The organism is Streptomyces sp. NPDC015532 (assembly GCF_043078065.1).
Classification (GTDB): domain Bacteria; phylum Actinomycetota; class Actinomycetes; order Streptomycetales; family Streptomycetaceae; genus Streptomyces.
Genome location: NZ_JBIBSY010000001.1, coordinates 508,543 through 528,545 on the forward strand (window position 1 = coordinate 508,543; position 20,003 = coordinate 528,545).

At 70.7% G+C, this 20,003-nt stretch carries 15 protein-coding genes; 13 read left to right on the plus strand and 2 right to left on the minus strand.

What is annotated here, in order from left to right:
• Window positions 1–186: 186 nt before the first annotated feature.
• The 8 genes from rplU to ACF07B_RS02155 all read left to right on the plus strand — a co-directional run bounded on the left by rplU (window position 187) and on the right by ACF07B_RS02155 (window position 11,838).
• Window positions 187–507 carry a 50S ribosomal protein L21 gene (rplU, locus tag ACF07B_RS02120; RefSeq protein WP_164320786.1) on the plus strand — a complete coding sequence of 107 codons (321 nt, stop codon included), beginning with the start codon at window positions 187–189 and terminating at the stop codon, window positions 505–507.
• Between the two features lie 16 nt (window positions 508–523).
• On the plus strand, window positions 524–778 hold the full coding sequence (gene rpmA, locus ACF07B_RS02125; RefSeq protein WP_037618784.1) for a 50S ribosomal protein L27: 255 nt from the start codon (window positions 524–526) through the stop codon (window positions 776–778).
• A 190-nt stretch (window positions 779–968) separates the two neighbouring features.
• Window positions 969–2,405 carry a GTPase ObgE gene (gene obgE / locus ACF07B_RS02130; RefSeq protein WP_369485416.1) on the plus strand — a complete coding sequence of 479 codons (1,437 nt, stop codon included), beginning with the start codon at window positions 969–971 and terminating at the stop codon, window positions 2,403–2,405.
• Window positions 2,406–2,770: 365 nt separating this feature from the next.
• Window positions 2,771–4,279 (plus strand): FG-GAP-like repeat-containing protein, encoded by a 1,509-nt coding sequence (locus ACF07B_RS02135; RefSeq protein ID WP_392177437.1) that lies wholly within the window; start codon window positions 2,771–2,773, stop codon window positions 4,277–4,279.
• A gap of 277 nt (window positions 4,280–4,556) precedes the next feature.
• Window positions 4,557–6,107 carry an alkaline phosphatase D family protein gene (locus tag ACF07B_RS02140; protein ID WP_392177438.1) on the plus strand — a complete coding sequence of 517 codons (1,551 nt, stop codon included), beginning with the start codon at window positions 4,557–4,559 and terminating at the stop codon, window positions 6,105–6,107.
• Window positions 6,108–6,623: 516 nt separating this feature from the next.
• Window positions 6,624–8,123 carry a D-ribitol-5-phosphate cytidylyltransferase gene (locus tag ACF07B_RS02145; RefSeq protein ID WP_369485419.1) on the plus strand — a complete coding sequence of 500 codons (1,500 nt, stop codon included), beginning with the start codon at window positions 6,624–6,626 and terminating at the stop codon, window positions 8,121–8,123.
• Between the two features lie 170 nt (window positions 8,124–8,293).
• The gene (locus ACF07B_RS02150; RefSeq protein WP_392177439.1) at window positions 8,294–10,399 is read left to right on the plus strand and encodes a hypothetical protein; all 2,106 of its coding nucleotides are present in this window, start codon (window positions 8,294–8,296) and stop codon (window positions 10,397–10,399) included.
• Window positions 10,400–10,620: 221 nt separating this feature from the next.
• On the plus strand, window positions 10,621–11,838 hold the full coding sequence (locus tag ACF07B_RS02155) for a glycosyltransferase family 2 protein (protein WP_392177440.1): 1,218 nt from the start codon (window positions 10,621–10,623) through the stop codon (window positions 11,836–11,838).
• Window positions 11,839–11,918: 80 nt separating this feature from the next.
• Here the strand turns inward: ACF07B_RS02155 and ACF07B_RS02160 are convergent, their stop codons facing one another.
• Window positions 11,919–13,316, minus strand: coding sequence for a polysaccharide pyruvyl transferase family protein (locus ACF07B_RS02160; RefSeq protein WP_392177441.1), 1,398 nt, complete (start codon window positions 13,314–13,316; stop codon window positions 11,919–11,921).
• Window positions 13,317–13,572: 256 nt separating this feature from the next.
• On the opposite strand from ACF07B_RS02160, the gene proB reads away from it, so the two are divergent.
• The 5 genes from proB (at window position 13,573) to ACF07B_RS02185 (ending at window position 18,710) form a co-directional block, all read left to right on the plus strand.
• On the plus strand, window positions 13,573–14,679 hold the full coding sequence (gene proB / locus ACF07B_RS02165) for a glutamate 5-kinase (protein WP_392177944.1): 1,107 nt from the start codon (window positions 13,573–13,575) through the stop codon (window positions 14,677–14,679).
• 182 nt (window positions 14,680–14,861) lie between these two features.
• Window positions 14,862–15,329, plus strand: coding sequence for a hypothetical protein (locus tag ACF07B_RS02170; RefSeq protein ID WP_384236581.1), 468 nt, complete (start codon window positions 14,862–14,864; stop codon window positions 15,327–15,329).
• 61 nt (window positions 15,330–15,390) lie between these two features.
• Entirely contained in the window at window positions 15,391–16,677 is a 1,287-nt protein-coding gene (locus tag ACF07B_RS02175; protein ID WP_392177442.1) for a glutamate-5-semialdehyde dehydrogenase, read from the plus strand.
• Between the two features lie 236 nt (window positions 16,678–16,913).
• On the plus strand, window positions 16,914–17,519 hold the full coding sequence (locus ACF07B_RS02180) for a hypothetical protein (RefSeq protein WP_392177443.1): 606 nt from the start codon (window positions 16,914–16,916) through the stop codon (window positions 17,517–17,519).
• 123 nt (window positions 17,520–17,642) lie between these two features.
• Window positions 17,643–18,710, plus strand: a complete 1,068-nt coding sequence (locus ACF07B_RS02185; protein WP_392177444.1) for a hypothetical protein — start codon at window positions 17,643–17,645, stop codon at window positions 18,708–18,710.
• 88 nt (window positions 18,711–18,798) lie between these two features.
• Here ACF07B_RS02185 and ACF07B_RS02190 read toward each other — a convergent pair whose 3' ends face one another.
• Window positions 18,799–19,953, minus strand: a complete 1,155-nt coding sequence (locus ACF07B_RS02190; RefSeq protein ID WP_392177445.1) for a M48 family metallopeptidase — start codon at window positions 19,951–19,953, stop codon at window positions 18,799–18,801.
• Between the last annotated feature and the right edge of the window lie 50 nt (window positions 19,954–20,003).

Sequence of the window (20,003 nt, forward strand, 5' to 3'; positions counted from 1 at the left end):
CTGGTTTGACCCTTTCGGCCGTGGCCCCGTAACCTTGACCGTCGGCGTGTCTCCTGACACGCCGCATCCCCGTAAACCTCTTCCTCCTGGTTTCGAGAGCCTCGTGCTCCGTGTTCCGGGAGAGGCCGCTCGCGCGAGTCGGCGGCTGGACTGCGGGGTCCCGTTCCGAGCGAAAGAGAGATCCGCGTGTACGCCATCGTGCGCAGCGGTGGTCGCCAGCACAAGGTTGCTGTCGGCGACATCGTTGAGGTTGACAAGATTCCCACCGCCAAGGTTGGCGACACGGTCGAGCTCTCGACCCTGCTCGTTGTCGACGGCGAAGCCGTGACGAGCGACCCCTGGGTCCTCGCGGGCATCAAGGTCCAGGCCGAGATCGTGGACCACCACAAGGGCGTCAAGATCGACATCCTTCGCTACAAGAACAAGACCGGCTACCGCCGTCGTCAGGGCCACCGCCAGCAGTACACGGCGATCAAGGTCACTGAGATCCCCGCGGCTGCGAAGTAAGGGTAGGGACTGAGACATGGCACACAAGAAGGGCGCATCGTCCACTCGGAACGGTCGCGACTCCAACGCTCAGCGGCTCGGTGTGAAGCGCTTCGGCGGTCAGACCGTCAACGCCGGTGAGATCCTGGTCCGCCAGCGTGGCACCCACTTCCACCCCGGCGTCAGTGTCGGCCGTGGCAAGGACGACACGCTGTTCGCGCTGGCCGCCGGTGCGGTCGAGTTCGGCACGCACCGTGGCCGCAAGGTCGTGAACATCGTTCCGGTCGCCTGATCGAGTCCCGTCGAGGCTGCCCCGGTTCCACGCGGACCGGGTCGGGTGCCTCGGGGCCCAGGCTCCGTAGAACAGAGTTCCTCGCGAGGCGGACCTCACTTCCCCCACGGGAAGAGGGTCCGCCTTTCGCGTGTTACGTAAGAGACATTCCGTACGTACTGATGTAACCGAAGTGCTGGAGGCACCCCACATGACCACCTTCGTGGACCGCGTCGAGCTGCATGTCGCCGCGGGTAGCGGAGGTCACGGCTGTGCCTCCGTACACCGGGAGAAGTTCAAGCCGCTCGGCGGCCCGGACGGCGGCAACGGCGGCCGTGGCGGTGACGTGATCCTGGTCGTCGACCAGTCCGTCACCACGCTGCTCGACTATCACCACTCGCCCCACCGCAAGGCGACCAGCGGCAAGCCCGGCGAGGGCGGCAACCGTTCCGGCAAGGACGGCCAGGACCTCGTCCTGCCCGTGCCCGACGGCACGGTCGTGCTCGACAAGGCGGGCAACGTCCTCGCGGACCTCGTCGGACAGGGCACGACGTACGTCGCCGCCGAGGGCGGCCGCGGCGGCCTCGGCAACGCGGCGCTGTCCTCGGCCCGCCGCAAGGCGCCCGGCTTCGCGCTGCTCGGCGTGCCCGGGGGCCTCCAGGACATCGTCCTGGAGCTGAAGACCGTCGCCGACGTGGCCCTCGTCGGCTACCCGAGCGCCGGCAAGTCCTCGCTCATCTCCGTCCTGTCCGCCGCCAAGCCGAAGATCGCGGACTACCCGTTCACGACCCTCGTCCCGAACCTGGGCGTCGTGACCGCCGGCGAGACCGTCTACACCATCGCCGACGTCCCCGGCCTCATCCCCGGGGCCAGCCAGGGCAAGGGCCTCGGCCTGGAGTTCCTGCGCCACGTCGAGCGCTGTAGCGTGCTCGTCCACATCCTGGACACGGCCACCCTCGAATCCGAGCGTGACCCGATCTCCGACCTCGACATCATCGAGGAGGAGCTGAAGCAGTACGGCGGCCTGGACAACCGTCCGCGCATGGTCGTCCTCAACAAGATCGACGTGCCGGACGGCAAGGACCTCGCGGAGATGGTCCGCCCCGACCTGGAAAGCCGCGGCTACCGCGTCTTCGAGGTGTCCGCGGTCGCCCACATGGGCCTCAAGGAGCTGTCCTTCGCGCTCGCCGAGATGGTCGCCGCCGCACGCGCCGCGAAGCCCAAGGAGGAGGCGACCCGGATCGTCATCCGTCCGAAGGCGGTCGACGACGCCGGCTTCACCGTGGTGCAGGAGGAGGACGGCCTCTTCCGCGTGCGCGGCGAGAAGCCCGAACGCTGGGTGCGCCAGACCGACTTCAACAACGACGAAGCCGTCGGCTACCTCGCCGACCGCCTCAACCGTCTCGGTGTCGAGACGCAGCTGATGAAGGCGGGCGCCCGCTCGGGCGACGGCGTCGCCATCGGCCCCGAGGAGAACGCGGTCGTCTTCGACTGGGAGCCGACCGTCATGGCCGGTGCGGAGATGCTGGGCCGCCGTGGTGAGGACCACCGCCTCGACGAGCCTCGCCCCGCCGCCCAGCGCCGCCGCGACAAGCAGGCCGAGCGGGACGAGTCGCAGAAGGAGTACGACGACTTCGAGCCGTTCTAGGGCCTGCCTGACCATCCCGGTCCGCCCGGCGGCCTCGTTCGGCGGGCCGCGCGTCCGCCTCCGCCGCCGGGCGGTCCCGGTGGAACGCGAGGCGGAGCCCGGGCGGGCACAGGGCAACCAAACGGCCGGGCCGTGAGTCGTAGCGGGCGTGGAGAGGATCTCCCTCTCCACGCCCGTTGTGTATCCCGGACACCCGGATCGGACGTCACCGAGCCCGGACGAGTGAGGACGCGCCGGGCGGTCGCCCTCGCGACCACCCGGCGGGCCGCGCCCGTCGGCAGGTCCGTTCCGCCGGCCGGCCACGCCCCCTCCTTCCGTCGGAGCGGCTGCCCAGGAGCCGTCGTTCCCTTCAGGTCAGGACCCCCATGCCGCACCGCCGTTCCTTCTTCGCCCGCCGCAGACCCTTCGTCGTCGGTGCCGGTGTCGCCCTGGCCGCGGGCGCGCTGGCCGTTCCCGCCGTCAACGCCGTGCCCACGCCGGCGACCGCCACCACGCCGAGCGCCAAGCGGCTGCACGACGACTTCAACGGCGACGGCTATCCGGATCTCGCGATCGGCGCGCCGGGCACCACGGTGAGCGGTCTGAAGAACGCCGGGTCCGTCAGCGTGCTGTACGGCGGCTCCGGCGGACTGTCCACCGCGCGCAAGCAGGTGCTGACCTGGCCCGGACGCGTCCCCGGCGACACTCCCGAGCACGTCTACGGCTCCGGGTTGCAGAGCGCCGACCTCGACGGCGACGGATACGCGGATCTGCTCTCGTCCGTCGACGTCTCGGTGATGGACATCGACGACGGCTACGCCGTCGTCGTGAACTGGGGCGGGCCCAAGGGGCTCTCCGCGACCGCCACGACCCTCGCCTGGAGTCCGGGGGCCGAGTGGCAGGGACAGTTCACCGTCGGTGACGTGGACGGCGACAAGCACCCGGACCTGGTGACCGCGGGCGCCGACCAATGGCTCTCCGAGGACCCGGACACCCCGCCCGAGGAGGACGGGACGGTGCGGCACGGCCCGTTCACCCGCGGCGGTGGCAACGCGGGGAAGGACTACTTCACCGTCGATCCGCACAAGAGCCTGTTCCACCCGGTGATGGCGGCCGGTGACGTGACCGGGGACGGGGTGGCCGACCTCGCGGTGACCACCGGGGACCCGGGCTCGCGCACCACGGCGCTGCTCGCCGGCGGCAGGGACGGCTTCACCGGCAAGGGCCGGCTGAGCGACGCCCAGGGGCGCGCCGTCGGAGGCGAGGACGTCGCGATCGGAGACCTGGACAAGGACGGATACGGCGACGTGGTCGTCGGCCGCGCGGTCGCGGGCGGCGCCGGATCGCCCGCCGGGGGCGGTGTGGTGGGCGTCGTCTACGGCGGCCCCGGAGGCGTCTCGGCGACCCGCAAGCCGGTGTGGATCAGCCAGGACACCGCGGGCGTGCCCGGCACCGACGAGAAGGGCGACGGCATGGGCACGGGCCTGTCCGTCGGCGACACCGACGGCGACGGCTACCTCGACGTGGCGACCGGACTGCCCGGCGAGGACGTCGGCACCACCGTCGACGCGGGCGGTGTGCTCGTCCTCAGGGGCAGTGCCTCGGGCCTGACCGGCACCGGTGCCAGGTCGTTCACCCAGAGCACCTCCGGCGTGCCCGGTACGGCCGAGCGGCTGGACCGCTTCGGTGCCGAGACGGCGCTGGTCGACGGCAACGGCGACAAGAAGGACGGTCTGATCGTCGGCGACCCGGACGAGAACGCGGGCAACGGCGCCGTCTGGACCTTCTCCGCAGGCTCCGGCGGCATCACGGCGAGTGGTTCGGCCTCCTTCGGCGGGTCCACCCTCGGCCTTCCCGCCACGGGCTCGGGCTTCGGACGGTCCCTCGACGACTGACCCGCCCGCTCCGCCTTCGGCGCGGACACGCCGGGCACGGTGGCGACGCGCGCCCGGCCGGGGCGGACCCCCGCCCCCTGAACGAGTGTCAGCCCGCCGGGACAGTGGTCGGTTCCCCCGGAAGCCGTCGGAGGGACCTCGAAATCCCCTGTCGCGGCGGGTCGTTCGTTGCTCGTGTGTTCGTCATGCTTACGATGCGCTCTGTTCAGGAGGTGGGCCGCTGTGCCGTGTGGGCTTCCCGGTGTCCAAGAGGCAACCGACGCAAGGGAGTTCGCCCATGTCCGGAGCAGTCTCACGCGATCGTCGCCACTTTCTCACCGCCTCGGCCGCCGTGCTCGGCGCCGCCGCCTCGGCCCAGCTCTGGCTGCCCGGCTCCGCCCGCGCGGCCGAAACCCCGCTGCCCGACGGCGTGTTCAGCCTCGGCATCGCCTCCGGTGACCCGCTGCCGGACGCCGTCGTGCTGTGGACCCGGCTCGCCCCCGACCCGCTGAACGGCGGCGGCATGCCCGACCGCACGGTGCCGGTCGACTGGGAGGTCGCCGAGGACGCCCGCTTCCGCAAGCAGGTGCGCCGCGGCACCGCGCAGGCGCGTCCCGAGTACGGCCACAGCGTCCACGTCGACGTCCGCGGGCTGCGCCCGGACCGCGCGTACTGGTACCGCTTCCGCGCGGACGGCCAGGTCTCCCCGACCGGGCGCACCCGAACCGCGCCGCACCCCTCCCGGGCGGGCGGCTCGCTGCGCGTCGCCCTCGCCTCCTGCCAGAACTGGCAGAACGGCTACTTCACCCCGTACGCCGACATGCTCGACCAGGACCCCGACGTCGTCCTGTTCGTCGGCGACTACATCTACGAGTCCTCACCCTCGGCGACGGCCGTGCGCCGCCACGAGGGCACCGGGGAGCCGTACACCCTCGTCCAGTACCGCAACCGGTACGCCCAGTACCGCAGCGACCCGCATCTCGCCGCCATGCACGCGAACGCCCCCTGGGTGGTCACCTTCGACGACCACGAGGTCGACAACGACTTCGCCGGGGAGATCCCGCAGGACCCGGACAAGCAGACGCACGACGCGTTCGTGGCCCGGCTGACCGCCGCCTACCAGGCGTACTACGAGCACATGCCGGTCCGGGCCACCGCGATCCCGGACGGGCCGCACATCCGGATGTACCGGCGCCTGGACTTCGGACGCCTCGCCCGGCTGAACGTCCTCGACACCCGCCAGTTCCGCAGCGACCAGGCGACCGGCCAGGAAGGCGCGCAGGATCCGGCGCTCACCATGCTCGGCGCGGCGCAGAAGGACTGGCTGCTCCACGGGATGCGCCACTCGCCCGCCCGCTGGAACCTCGTCGCCTCGCAGATCATGATGGCCGAGACCGACCTCCAGGTCGGCGAGGGCAAGCTCTGGTACTACGACGCCTGGGACGGCTACCAGGCCGAACGCAACGCTCTCATGGGGGAGTTCGCGGACATCCGCAACCCCGTCGTCCTCACCGGCGACCGGCACCTCACGATGATCAGCGACCTCAGGACGGACTTCGCCGACCCGGACTCCGACGTCGTGGGCGCCGAGTTCGTGGGTACGTCCATCGCCAGCGGAGGCGACCAGGACCAGGCCGCCTTCCACAAGGAGTGGGACGCGCGGATGCCGGACAACCCGCACTGGAAGTTCATCGACGCCCACCGCGGCTACCACCTCTTCGACATCCGGCGGGACGGCATCGACGCCCAGGTGCGCGTCGCGGAGACGGTGCTGAAGCCCGACGCCGCCTCCAGCACCCTGGCCCGCCTGCGGGTCGACGCGGGGGATCCGGGCGTGCGGCTCGTGTGACATGGGCATGCCCTGGGACTCATCGGAGTCCCAGGGCGTTCGCAGGCCGCGCTCGGCCTCCGTCCTTACGGTCCTCTCGCCGTGGAGAGCGACTGTTCGACACCTGATACGACAGCTCCCGTGACGCCCGGGCCGCTGCCCGCCGCCCGGCTGCTGAACATCGGCCCGCACAAGACCGGCACCACCTCGGTGGGACGACCGCGGCCGCGGTGGCCGCCGAGTCCGCGCGCATCGCGGGGGTCCGACCGGTTCACCGGACGCCTTCGGGGGAACTCGTGCGTGTACTCGGTCACCGGGCGCCGAGGCGTCTGAGAAGTACGTGAGGAACCCGCGCGGGACGTGTGGAGTTACTCACAGCAAATCCGGACAATTCGCCCCGGTGTCCGCGAAGTCGCCTGTGTGCAAGGTGAATGCCCGGTGGCGCGCACATATGCAGTGGAGGGCGCTCACCTTGCATGGCGGTAACCGTAGGTGGGACCATTCCCGCGTTCCCTGTCGCCCCAAGGTAGGTCACCTGTGTCTGAGCACATTGCCAAGCCCCGTACCACCGCAGTGATCCTGGCCGGCGGGACCGGTCAGCGCGTGGGTCTGTCGATTCCGAAGCAACTGCTGAAGATCGCCGGCAAGGCGGTCATCGAGCACACGCTGACCACCTTCGAACAGGCCGACTCGATCGACGACATCATCGTGCTCATGGCTCCCGGCTACGTGCCGGACGTCGAGAAGATCGTCGCGAAGGCGGGCTTCACCAAGGTGACCCGTGTCATCGAGGGCGGCTCGACGCGGAACGAGACGACCGAGCGCGCCATCGCGGCCCTCGGCGAGGGTCTGGCCGAGGGCGAGGACGCCAACGTCCTGTTCCACGACGCCGTGCGCCCGCTGCTGTCCGAGCGCGTCATAGACGACTGCGTCACGGCCCTGGAGCGCTACCAGGCCGTCGACGTCGCCATCCCGTCCGCGGACACGATCATCGTGACCCGCACCCACGGCGAGGACGGCGAGTTCATCACCGAGATCCCGGACCGCTCCCGGCTGCGCCGCGGCCAGACGCCCCAGGCGTTCAAGCTGTCCACCATCCGGCGCGCCTACAAGGTCGCGGCCGGTGACCCCAACTTCCAGGCCACGGACGACTGCTCGGTCGTGCTCAAGTACCTGCCGGACGTGCCGATCCACGTCGTGGCGGGCGACGAGTACAACATGAAGGTCACCCAGCCGGTCGACGTCTTCATCGCCGACAAGCTCTTCCAGCTCGCCTCCACCACCGCGCCCGAGCAGGCCGACGAGGCCGCCTACCGCGAGCTGCTCACCGGCAAGACCCTCGTCGTCTTCGGCGGCTCGTACGGCATCGGCAAGGACATAGCCGAGCTCGCCGAGAGCTACGGCGCGAAGACGTACGCTCTCGGCCGCTCCACCACCGGCACGCACGTCGAGAACCCCGAGGAGGTCGACGACGCGCTCTCCACGGCGTACGCGGAGACCGGGCGCATCGACTACGTCATCAACACCGCGGGCGTGCTGCGCATCGGCAAGCTGGCCGAGACGGACAACGCGACCATCGAGGAAGCGCTGAAGGTCAATTACCTGGCCCCGGTGCAGATCGCCCGCTCCTCGTACAAGTACCTGGCCGAGAGCAAGGGCCAGCTGCTGCTCTACACCTCCAGCAGCTACACCCGCGGCCGCGCCGAGTACAGCCTCTACTCCTCGACCAAGGCCGCCATGGTGAACCTCACCCAGGCGCTGTCGGACGAGTGGGCCGGAGACGGCATCCGCGTCAACTGCATCAACCCTGAGCGGACCGCGACCCCCATGCGCACCAAGGCGTTCGGCCAGGAGCCCGCGGGCTCGCTGCTGTCCTCCGAGGCCGTCGCGCGGACCTCGCTGGACGTCCTGCTCTCCGAACTGACCGGTCACGTCATCGACGTCCGCCAGCAGGACCCGACGGCCGGCGCGGGCCGCGCCACCGGTTTCGAGGCGGCTCTGGCCGCCGTTCTGGACCGCCAGGACGGCGTGGCATAATCAAAAACGAATAGTCTTTCGGAATTCAGGCCTTTGTGTCCGCGCGTTCGACGCGTATTCACAAGGGCCTGAGTCCGTAAAATTCACTTTTCGCTTTTTGGTTCCTCTTCGGTATCAAAAGACCTTTTGGTATCAAAACCGGCACTCACCCCTCAAGAGCAGGTTTCTCCGTGATTTCCACCGCTATTCGCGTTGCCCGGGTGGGCAGCGCGGCCGAGCTGGCGGCGGCGGCCCTCATGATGCTGGGCTTCCCCTGCCTGATGCTCGCCGCGCTCGTTCCGAGCGTCGGCGCCTTCGCGGCCGCGGCCGCCGTGACGTACCTGGCGGACCACTTTCTGCACCGGCGCGGCAGCTATCTGGTCAACCGCCTCAGCAAGGTGCGGGCCGGTCTGTCCATCAGGTTCCTGATCCGGCAGCTGCTGCTCGTCCTGCTCCTGGCGCGACTCGACCTGTCCGACAGCATGGTCTTCTACGCGGCCATCGCGTGTTTCCTGGCCTTCTACGGCTTCCAGGCACCGCACGGCGCGCTGATCACGCTGATACGGCTGCGCCGCAAGATGCCCGTCGCCACCCGCAACGTCGACCTGGCCTCTCGCGTGCGCATCCCGGACGCGCCGCCGCGCCCGCTGCTGTCCCGGTCCGCGGAGAAGATGCTCCACCTCGACCTGGTGGCCGTGGCCGGCCTCCTGGTCGCCGGGGCGACCGACGACGGCGTCTACGGCTTCGCGGGCGTCGGCGTGTCGCTGCTGCTGGCCTTCGGCTACGTGGCGGCGCTCGTCCCGTTCGTGCGCGGCCGGAGGGTCCCGCCGAACGCGGACAAGGTCCTGGCGGCCGTCGACGGCTGGCTCGGCGACTACCGTCCGGAGACGGTGCTCTACTTCTCGGGTTCCAAGGACTCCGCCTACCAGGTCAACATGTGGCTGGAGACGATGGAGCAGCTGGACACCCGGCCGCTGATCATCCTCCGCGAGCGGGCGATCCTGGAGCGCATGGCGCCCACCACCGTGCCGGTCATCTGCGTGCCCGGAGGGGTGCACCTGATGAACATGGACCTGTCGACGGTGCGGGTCGCGCTCTACGCGGCGAACGTCGGCAAGAACATCCACATGCTGCGCGTGCCCACCATGCAGCACGTCTTCATCGGCCACGGCGACAGCGACAAGCTCGCCAGCGTCAACCCGTTCAGCAAGGTCTACGACGAGGTGTGGACCGCGGGCCGCGCGGGCCGCGACCGCTACGCCATAGCCGACGTCGGCGTCCGTGACGACGACATCGTCGAGGTCGGCCGCCCGCAGCTGGCCCCGATCCAGACCTGGCAGGGCGTGCCGGACGGCCGCATCCCGACGGTCCTGTACGCGCCGACCTGGGAGGGCTGGGACGGCAACCCCGGCAACACCTCGATCGTCCTCGCCGGCGAGAACATCGTGAAGAAGCTGGTCGCGGCCGACCCGCCGGTCCGTGTCCTGTACAAGCCGCATCCCTTCACGGGCACCGTCAGCGCCGAGGCGGGGGCCGCGCACCGGCGCATCACCGCCCTGGTCGAGAAGGCCGCCGTCGAGCGCGCCGGCGACGCCCGCTTCACCGCCGACGCGGCCGCCCAGGAACTGGCCAAGGCCGAGCTGACCCGTATCGGGGCCCGTCTCGCCGAGCTGTCCGGCACCGGCGGCGAGAAGGGCGACGAGGCCGAGGCCACCCGCGACGGCATGGTCGACGCGGCCCGACACGAGGAGGCCGCTCGGCTGCGCGCCGAGTGGAACGACGCCTACTGGCGTTCCTTCAACGCCGCCGAGCACCGTGTCATCACGGGCGCCGAGCCGCGCCTGTACGACTGCTTCAACGTCTCCGACGCGATGGTCTCGGACATCTCCAGCGTCGTCTCCGACTTCATCGCGAGCGGCAAGCCGTACGCCGTCACGGACTCCGCGGAGCTCGGCGCCGAGGAATTCAAGCGGCAGAACACCGCGGTGCGTTCCGCGGTGATCCTGACGAACTCGGCCGCCGAACTGGGCGAGCTGCTCGCGGCGGTGGCCGACCCGGCCGCGGACGCGCAGGCGGAGGGCCGCCAGGAGCTCAAGCGCTATCTGCTCGGCCCGGACGAGCCGGCCTCCATCGACCAGTTCAACGCCGCGGTGCGGGAGCTGGCGCGGGAGTCCGAGCGGCGCAACCGCGGCCAGCAGAGCGTGACGTCGGCCGAACTCGTGGACGTCGACCTCGCGAGCACGGTTCCCGCCCAGCGGGTGACCGACGAGACGGACGGAGCCGCGGTCACCGGCTGATCCGGTCCGCACGCGCACACGGGCATGGCCCCGGGGAGTTCTCCCCGGGGCCATGCCCGTTTCTCGCGTCCGCCGCGATTTCCTCTTATGGGGTTGTGCGAGCGTTCACGGCCGGGCCACCCGCCATTTCCTGTGACCTGGGTCACAAAATGAGTCCTTCCGGGCAACCACCCCGTACTTCCAGTCGTCTTCCAGAGTGCGATTGAGGTGATAAGAGGGAAATGTTCTTGTGGCATTTCCTGAAACAAGGGGGAAACGTGACGCAACCTGACGTGACCATCGTCATCGGGGCGTACGAAGCGATGCCGTACCTGGTCAAGTGCCTGGAATCCGTCGAGGATCAGACGCTCGGACCGGAACGCATCGAGATCATCGCCGTCGACGACGGGTCCACGGACGGCACGGGGGAGTACCTGGAACAGTTCGCCGAGCGTTCGGCCATGTCCGTCATGGTGATCCGGCAGGCCAACTCGGGCGGCCCCAGCGGCCCGCGCAACGCCGGCCTCGGCAAGGCGCGGGGGCGCTACGTCTTCTTCCTCGACGCCGACGACTACTTCGGCCCCGAGGCGCTGGAACGCATGGTCACCGTGGCCGACGAACAGGGCACGGACGTGGTGCTCGGCAAGGTCGTCGGGGTCAACAGGTCGGCTCCGAAGTCGATGTGGGGCAAGAACCTGCCCCGTACCGACGTCTTCTCCTCGAACATCAAATTCACGCTCAGCGCGCAGAAGCTCTTCCGCCGTGACCTGCTCACCCGGCACGGAATGGTCTTCGACGAGTCGCTGAAGACCGGCGAGGACGCGCTGTTCACGATGGAGGCCTACCTCCGCGCCGACGGTGTCTCGGTGATCGCCGACTACGACTGCTACCACCTGGTCGGCCGCGACGACGGCAAGCACGTGACCAAGAGCGGCGGCTACAGCCTGCGCTTCGACTCGGCCCGCGCCCTGATGAACCTCATCGCGGAACTCGTGCTGGCCGGGCCCCGCCGCGACAACCTGATGGTCCGGCCGTTCCTGATCACCCTGCTCCCGCAGTTCGGGCCGGGCTTACTTAAGCAGAGCGAGAAGGTGCGCGGCCACAAACTCGAACTGGCCAGGCCGCTGATGGACGCCTACTGGCACGAGGGCATCGCCCGCCGCCTCAAGGTCCACGAGCGGCTGCGGCTGCATCTGGTGGCCCTCGGCCGGGGCGATCTCCTCCTGGACGTGGTGGAGTTCGTCAAGTCGAAGAAGGCCCCGGAGATAGTGCTGGAGTCACGCGGCCGCAAGGTCTACCTCGCCTACCCGCACTTCCGCGCCGCCGCGGCGGGCATCCCGGACAGCTACTACGTCCCGACCACCCGCGAGACAGTCACCATCGAGGGCTTCAAGCCCCGTCCCGCACGGTTCCGGCGCCTGCGCCGGATGGCCCGGAGGGTTCTCGGGCCCCGGCGCTGACAGCGCGCCGCTGGGCCTCCTCCCGGCGTCCGTCACGCAGACCGCCGCCAGGAGGAGCCCGTCAGGAGGAACCCGCCGCTCTACTGGCGTCCCGACTGCAACGCTTTGCGCAGGGGCCGGCCCACGGCGCGCCGGGCCATCCGGTAGACCGAGCCTCCGGACGTTCCCGCCGGTCCCGCGGCGAGCTTGATCTTGGGCCCCCGGGTCAGCTCCCGCTTCAGACGGCCGTTCTCCGTGGACAGTTCGGTGATGCGGCTCTGGAGGAAACCGAAGCGCGTGGTGAGCGAGGCGATGTCGGCGTCGTTCCAGGGCCGGACACCGGGCGGGAAGGCCAGGGAGCGGAGGCGCTCCTCGTGGGCCGCGCCCCCGTCGCCGTGCGTGAAGGTGTTCTCCAGGCCGTTGCGGGTCAGGAACCCGGTGAAGCGCTCGAAGCGCTCCTGGTGTCCGCGGATCAGCGGGCCGAAGTCGGCCTCCGCGTACAGCTCGGCCGGATCGAGGTCCGCGGGCAGCTTGGTGATCGGCCGGTGCGGGATGCCGAAGTAGCGGCACAGCTCCAGCGTGCGGGAGTCGCCGCACAGCACCGTCGCGGGCGTGCCGGCGAGCAGCGCCGCGATGTTCCCGTGGATGCGGGAGCCGAAGGAGAAGTCGAAGTCGCGCAGGTCGTCGATCCAGGTGACGGGATCGATGTAGACGCGGACCTTGTCCTCCCGGAACATCGGGTGGTCGGGATGCGTGGGCATCTCGGTCACCGTGCCGTTCGGGTCCGACAGGTCGCGCCAGTGCAGCTGCCGCGCGTCGCTGAGGTTCTGGCCGATGAAGCGCAGATGCGGATAGCGCGCGTGGGCGTTGCGGACGACCGGGTCGAGGCCCTGTGTACGCATCGCGCTGTGCGAACCGTTGACCGCGATCCGGGACTCGGGACCGAGCGATTCGGCCCGCTTGCGCACGTCGAGCCGCTCGCCGTACATGAACAGGGAGGGGCAGCCGATGGCCTCGACGTCGTTGAAGCCCATGTCCCGCAGGTACTTCTCGGTGAACTCGCCGCGCACGCCGATGGACGCGCTGCGGTCGAGCACCGCGGAGACGAACTCCCGCACGGCGGGTTCGATCGGTTTCAGCCGCGCCGGGTTGTAGTTCAGCCCGGTCTGCGCGCCGATGCCCGGGACGATCACCGGGATCTTCAACTTGCCGATGAGCCGCGTCAGCCGTCTGAGCTGCGCCTCGAACGAGGGCCGGAACGCGTTGGCGAGGGGGACGACGAACGCGTCGAACTCCTCGTTGATCCGGCCCGCGGCGGCCACGTCGGTTCGGATGCCGTTGGACACGACCTCGGTACGCGGAGTCTCGAGGATCTTGTGCGTGGCGTCGCTGAAGATGAGATTGCCCGAGTTGGTGGCGAAGACGTCCTGGTGGAGAGCCTCTTCCACGGGGACGACGTCATAGGGGCTCTTGCCCGATCTCAGGAGTATGCGCTTCACGGGGGGAACAGTAGGTGACACATTGCTCAACATAACTTTGCAGTGCCTTTAATTCCCATGAGGAACCCGTACAACCTTTTCTCCGTACGCGGCACGTGATCACGCAACTACACGGTGCCGTCCGCCTGCTGGACCGGAGGGCCGGGAGGCTTCCTCTTCGCGTAGATTGCGGGGCGGGGCACCCGGACCGACGCGAGGGGACACACCGCAGGTGGCAGCGGCAAGGCAGACCGAGACGCACGCCGACAGGGACGCGGTGACGCGGGCCCACAGGATCATCGTCAAGGTGGGCTCCTCCTCGCTCACCACCGCCTCCGGCGGCCTCGACGCCGACCGGGTCGACGCCCTCGTGGACGTCCTCGCCAAAGCCCGTGACGGCGGCGAGAAGGAGATCGTCCTCGTCTCCTCCGGAGCCATCGCCGCCGGCCTCGCGCCGCTCGGACTGCGCCGCCGCCCCAAGGACCTCGCCCGCCAGCAGGCGGCCGCCAGTGTCGGCCAGGGCCTCCTGATGGCCCGCTACACCGCCTCCTTCGCCCGCTACGGCATCCGCGTCGGGCAGGTGCTCCTCACCTCCGACGACACCAGCCGGCGCTCCCACCACCGCAACGCCTCGCGCACGTTGGACAAGCTCCTCGCGATGGGCGCCCTCCCGGTCGTCAACGAGAACGACACGGTGGCCACCGACGAGATCCGCTTCGGCGACAACGACCGTCTCGCTGCCCTCGTCGCCCATCTCGTACGCGCCGACCTGCTGATCCTGCTCTCCGACGTCGACGGGGTCTACGACGGCGACCCCAGCAGGCCCGGCACCTCACGGATCGCGCAGGTGCGCGAGCCCGCGGACCTCGCCGGCGTCGAGATCGGCAGCGCGGGCAAGGCGGGCGTCGGCACCGGCGGCATGGTCACCAAGATCGAGGCGGCCAGGATCGCCGCCGCGGCCGGCATCCCCGTGGTGCTGACCAGCGCCGTCCACGCGGCCGACGCCTTCGCGGGCCGGGACACCGGCACCTTCTTCCACGCCACCGGCAAGCGGTCGGCCGACCGGCTGCTGTGGCTCCAGCACGCCTCCACGCCGCAGGGCGCGCTCACCCTCGACGACGGCGCCGTACGCGCGGTCGTCGAGCGGCGCACCTCGCTGCTGCCCGCGGGCATCGCGGGCGTCGAGGGCGAGTTCACCGCGGGAGACCCGGTCGAACTGCGCGATGGCGCGGGCCGGGCCGTCGCGCGGGGGCTGGTGAACTTCGACGCCAAGGAGATCCCCCAGCTGATCGGCCGCTCCACCCGGGAACTGGCGCGCGAGCTGGGCCCCGCGTACGAGCGCGAGGTCGTGCACCGAGACGACCTCGTCCTGCTGAACCCGTAGAACACGCGGCGTCCCAGGGGCCACCGCCGGGACCCCTGTCCGCTACATCCGTAAACGGCCGAATCCCCCGCCCCCACCGGTGGACGTTCCGTAAAACCGCCACACGGCGGCTTCTCACCTGCTCAACTTTGTGGCAGGGAGAGTCCGGGATTCGGTACGACCATCGGGTAAAGGAGGCCGTCGTGAGACGAGTGCGCCCTGGGGTGGCGGCGTCCCGCGGTGGTCCCGCCTCCCGCGCGGTGGGCGAGGAACGGGCCCTCACCAGTGTCGCGGCCGGCGACACCTACGAGGGCGAGCAGCCCGCCGACCTGCCCCGGCTGTGGCACGTCACGCTGAGCGTCTCCGGCGGCGAGGCCCCGCTGACCGAGGTGCGGCGCGGTCTCGAACAGCTCGCCCACGACCACCCCTTCCTGCTGACCAGCCGGTACGCCAACGACCACGCGGAGATCCGCTACTGGGAGGAGGCCCGCGACCTGCACGACGCGGCGGCCGTCGCGCTGCGCCTGTGGGGCGAGCACCGCCAGACCGCCAAACTCCCGCCCTGGGAGATCGTCGGCCTGGAGGTCATCGACCGCGAGACGTACCACCAGCGGATCGCCGAGGGGTACGGACCACTGCCCGCGACCCCTGTGGGGGTTCATCCCTTTTGAGCCCGTCTCGCCGAATGGGACAAGCGCCGGCCCGGCCCGCCGGGCGCACTACCCTTCCCCCATGACCACGCTCTCGCCGTACGACTCCATGTCCCCGGTGGCCCAGGCCGCCTATCGCGCGAAGTCCGCCGCCGCCGACCTGGCGCCGCTGCCGCGGGCCGAGAAGGACGACGCGCTGCTCGCGATCGCGGACGCGCTGGAAGTGCGTACGAGCGAGATCGTCGCCGCCAACGCGCTGGACATCGCGAAGGCCCGCGAGGCCGGGACCAGTGAGAGCATCATCGACCGGCTCACGCTCACCCCCGAGCGCGTGCGCGCGATCGCCTCCGACGTCCGCGACGTGGTGGCGCTGCCCGACCCGGTCGGCGAGGTCGTCCGCGGCTCGACCCTCCCGAACGGCATCGACCTGCGCCAGGTCCGCGTCCCGCTCGGCGTCGTCGGCATCATCTACGAGGCCCGCCCGAACGTGACCGTCGACGCGGCCGCCCTGTGCCTGAAGTCCGGCAACGCGGTCCTGCTGCGCGGCTCGTCCTCCGCCTACGAGTCGAACACGGCCCTCGTGCGGGTCCTGCGCGACGCCGTGGGCGGCGCCGGACTGCCCGCCGACGCCATCCAGCTCGTGCCCGGCGAGGGACGCGAGTCGGTCCGTGAACTGATGCGCGCCCGCGGCCTGGTCGACGTCCTCATCCCGCGCGGCGGCGCCTCCCTGATCCGCACGGTCGTCCAGGAGTCCACCGTCCCGGTCATCGAGACCGGCACCGGCAACTGCCACGTGTACGTCGACGCGAACGCCGACCTCGACATGGCGATCGACATCCTGATCAACTCCAAGGCCCAGCGGCCCAGCGTCTGCAACGCCGCCGAGACCCTCCTGGTGCACCAGGACATCGCCGCCGCGTTCCTGCCGCGCGCCCTGGACGCCCTCGCGGACGCCGGGGTCACCGTGCACGCCGACGAACGCGTCCTCGCCCACGCCAAGGACTCCAAGGCCACGGTCGTGGAGGCCACGGCGGAGGACTGGGACACCGAGTACCTCTCCTACGACATCGCGGCGGCGGTCGTCGACTCGCTCGACAAGGCCGTGTCGCACATCCGGCTGTGGAGTTCCGGCCACACCGAGGCCATCGTCACCACCTCGCAGCAGGCCGCGCGCCGCTTCACCCAGCTGGTCGACTCCACGACCGTCGCCGTGAACGCCTCGACCCGCTTCACCGACGGCGGCCAGTTCGGCTTCGGTGCCGAGATCGGGATCTCCACGCAGAAGCTCCACGCGCGCGGTCCGATGGGACTGCCGGAGCTGACGAGCACCAAGTACATCGTCACGGGCGACGGTCACATCCGCCGCTGAGACACCGGCGGGGGCGCGGCCACGGCGGCGTCCCCGAACCCGCAGGCGGCCCTGTGAGAGCGCGGAGGCCGCGGTCCGGCTCGGAGATGCGGCGGGGCGCGCGGCGGCGCGGTGCCGGGCGCCGGGGCGCGCGGCGGACGGTTCACGGCCCGCGGTCCACCGGGGCGCGGTCCCGTCCTGCGGTCGAATTTCCGTACCGTCTGCCCAAATTGACCCCTCAGGTCTACTCTGGATCCGTGCCGGAGGACGTGGGGGGCACGCCGTTCCCTGACGGCTGGGAGCCCGACGACGACCACGACCGCGGGGGCGCGGACGAAGAGTTCGCCTCCGTGGTCTTCGACGAGGACTTCGTACGGGCGGCGGCGTTCCACGAACCGACCGCCGTGGAGCGGCTGCTCGCGGCCGCCCAGGCCCGCGCGGAGGCCTCCGAGGCCGAGGCGCGCCGGGCACACGCCCGCGGTGCCCGCGGCGACGACGAGCGCTACGAGGACGGCTTCGGCCCCGACGACTTCGCCCACGATCCCGACCTGGACGATCCGGACGACTCCGAGGTCCTGGAGGGCCGTCACGGCTTCCCGGGGATGTATGGCCGGCCCTACGGCAAGCAGACCCGCTGGCACCGGCCCGTCGCCTGGCTCCTCGCCCTCGTCATGGGCATCGGGATGGTCGCCCTCGCCTTCACGGCGGTCTACCGGGGCGCTTCCTCCGACGGCCAGGACCAGGTCCCCTCACCCGCCTCCTCCGGCCTCGAACAGGGCCAGGAGAAGATCACCGGCCCGGGCCCCTCGGCCTCCGCCGGGGATTCCCGGCCGGCGGTGTCGGCGGTGCCGCGCACCCCCTGACGCCGGTCCCCCCGCCGAGGCGCCGACGTTCGTCGCACAGCGTGACCGTCCTGGTGGGAACCTGTCAGAACTTGTCGCGCACCACAGCGTTTACCGGAGCCCCCGGAGACCTACTCTGAAGGTATGGGCGGGCCTGTGGACCCACCTGAGGGGACACCCGAGGGTGCTCCCGCCGGTGGCGAGGACGAGTACCGATCCGTCGTCTTCGACGAGTCGTTCGTCCGCGCTGCCCGCCTCCAGGAGTTCTCCGCCCGGGAACGCATGGCCGACCACAGCCCGGCCGTCCGCCGCCGCCCGCCCCTTGAGCGCGGGCTGTCCCGGCAGGCGCTGATCCTCGTCCTGCTGATAGCCCTGGCCTTCGGCACCGCGATCTACATGGGCGTACGCCACCCGTATCCGCCCTCCGCCACCCGGCCGGCCGAACCGCTGCGCATGACGGTGATCCCGCTCGCCCCGCAGACCGCCGTCCCGGGCTCGGCCAGCACCGACAAGCTGTACACCGGCAGCCCGGCCGCCCAGTTCCGCACCGGAGCCGACGGCATCACCATGCCCGCCGTCCGGCGCACCGCGCACTTCTCCGACAGCCAGGTCGTCACCGCCCTGACCACCGCGAAGGACTACCTCGTCGAGTCGTCCCTCGACCCGAGCGTGCTGACCGGAGGCGCCACCCGGCCCGTACGGATCCTGCTCGACCCGCGGCAGCTCGACCAGTTCGACCGCAGCTTCGACCACCCCGCCGCCGACGGACGGCACGCCCCGACCGGCTGGCTGATCCGCTTCGACGCGACCCGGACGCAGCTCGCCGACCAGGGGATCCGGGTGCAGGGCACCCTCCAGGCGGCCGAGTCCGACGCGAACACCCTGGAGGTCGTCGCCGACCACACCTTCGTCTACGCGCTGAAGCCGGCGGGTGCGAACGCCGAGGCCAAGGCCTCCCTGTTCACCGTGCGGCGCGAACTGACCTTCCGCTTCGACCGCGACGACCTGCGCATGCACCAGGCCGAACTGGTCGTGTCCTACGTCCAGGCGGGCCCGCTCGCCTGCTCCGACGACCCGGTGAGCCGGCTGCGGCCGCTGATCGCGGGCGAGAAGGCCAAGGCGGGCGGCCCGGCCGGCACCGACCCGTACGCCACCGGCAGCGCCACCGCCGTGTGCGGGTCACTGGCCGGAAGCGCACAGCCGAAGGTCTGACCGGAGCGCCGGGCGGCGCCGCCCGGATGCGATCGGCGGCACCCCCGGCGGGGTCCGGCGGCCCGGCGGCGCGACCCGGCGCGGGCGATCAGTCCCGGCCGTCGGTCTCCGTGCCCTCGTCCTCGGAGCGGTCCTCACGGGGCGCCTGCCCGGTGCCCGTGCCACCGGCGTCCCCGCCGGCCGCGCCGTCCTTCGGCGCGCCGCCCGCGAAGCCCCCGAAGCCGCGCCGTACCCGGCCCCCGAGGTCGCCCGCGCCGCCCGCGATGTCGCTGACCAGCTTCATCAGCGGGTCCTTGGAGTTCTTCATGTCGGTGGCGTAGCTGGCCGCCGACTGCCGGAAGGAGTCCGACACCGAGGTGTCCTTGTCCGCGTCCCGCCGCGGATAGTGGCCGTCCATGATCCGCTGGTAGTCGCGGGACTCCGCCCACTTCTTCAGCTCGGCCGCGCGGACCGCGGTGAAGGGGTGCGTGCGCGGCAGCACGTTCAGGATCTTGAGCACGGAGTCCCGCAGGTCGCCCGCCGACTCGTACTCCTCGGCCTGCGCGAGGAACGCGTCCACGTTCATCTCGTGCAGGTGATTGCCGCCCGCGATCTTCATCAGACCGCGCATCGAGGCCCGCAGGTCCTGGCCGACCAGCAGCCCCGCCCGGTCCGCCGAGAGCTCCGACTTGCGGAACCACTCGCGCAGCGCGGTCACGATCGCCATGATCGCGAGGTTCCCCAGCGGGATCCAGGCCACCCGGACCGCGAGATTCGTGAGGAACAGCAGGATCGTGCGGTAGACGGCGTGACCGGACAGCGCGTGGCCGACCTCGTGGCCGATGACCGCCCGCATCTCCTCCTCGTCCAGCAGCTCGACGAGCCCGGTCGTCACCACGATGATCGGATCGTCCAGCCCGATGCACATCGCGTTGGGCTGCGGGTCCTGGTTCACGTACATCGGCGGGACCTTCTCCAGGTCCAGGATGTAACAGGCGTCCCGCAGCATGTCGTTGAGGTGCGCGAACTGGGCGTCCGAGACGCGCACGGAGTCGGACAGGAAGAGCAGCCGCAGACTGCGCTCGGGCAGCAGGCCGCTCAGTGCCTTGAAGACCGTGTCGAAACCGCTGAGCTTGCGCAGGGCCACCAGGGCCGAGCGGTCCGCCGGGTGTTCGTAGGCCCGCGACGAGATCCCCTCGAAGCGCCTGCGCTGCCTGCTCGGCACGTTCTCGTGCCCGTTCCGTTCGTGGTCGCCGTCGGACATGTGTTCCCCCATGTGCGTCTGAGTGCCCTCTGCCCCCCCGAGGCAGAGCC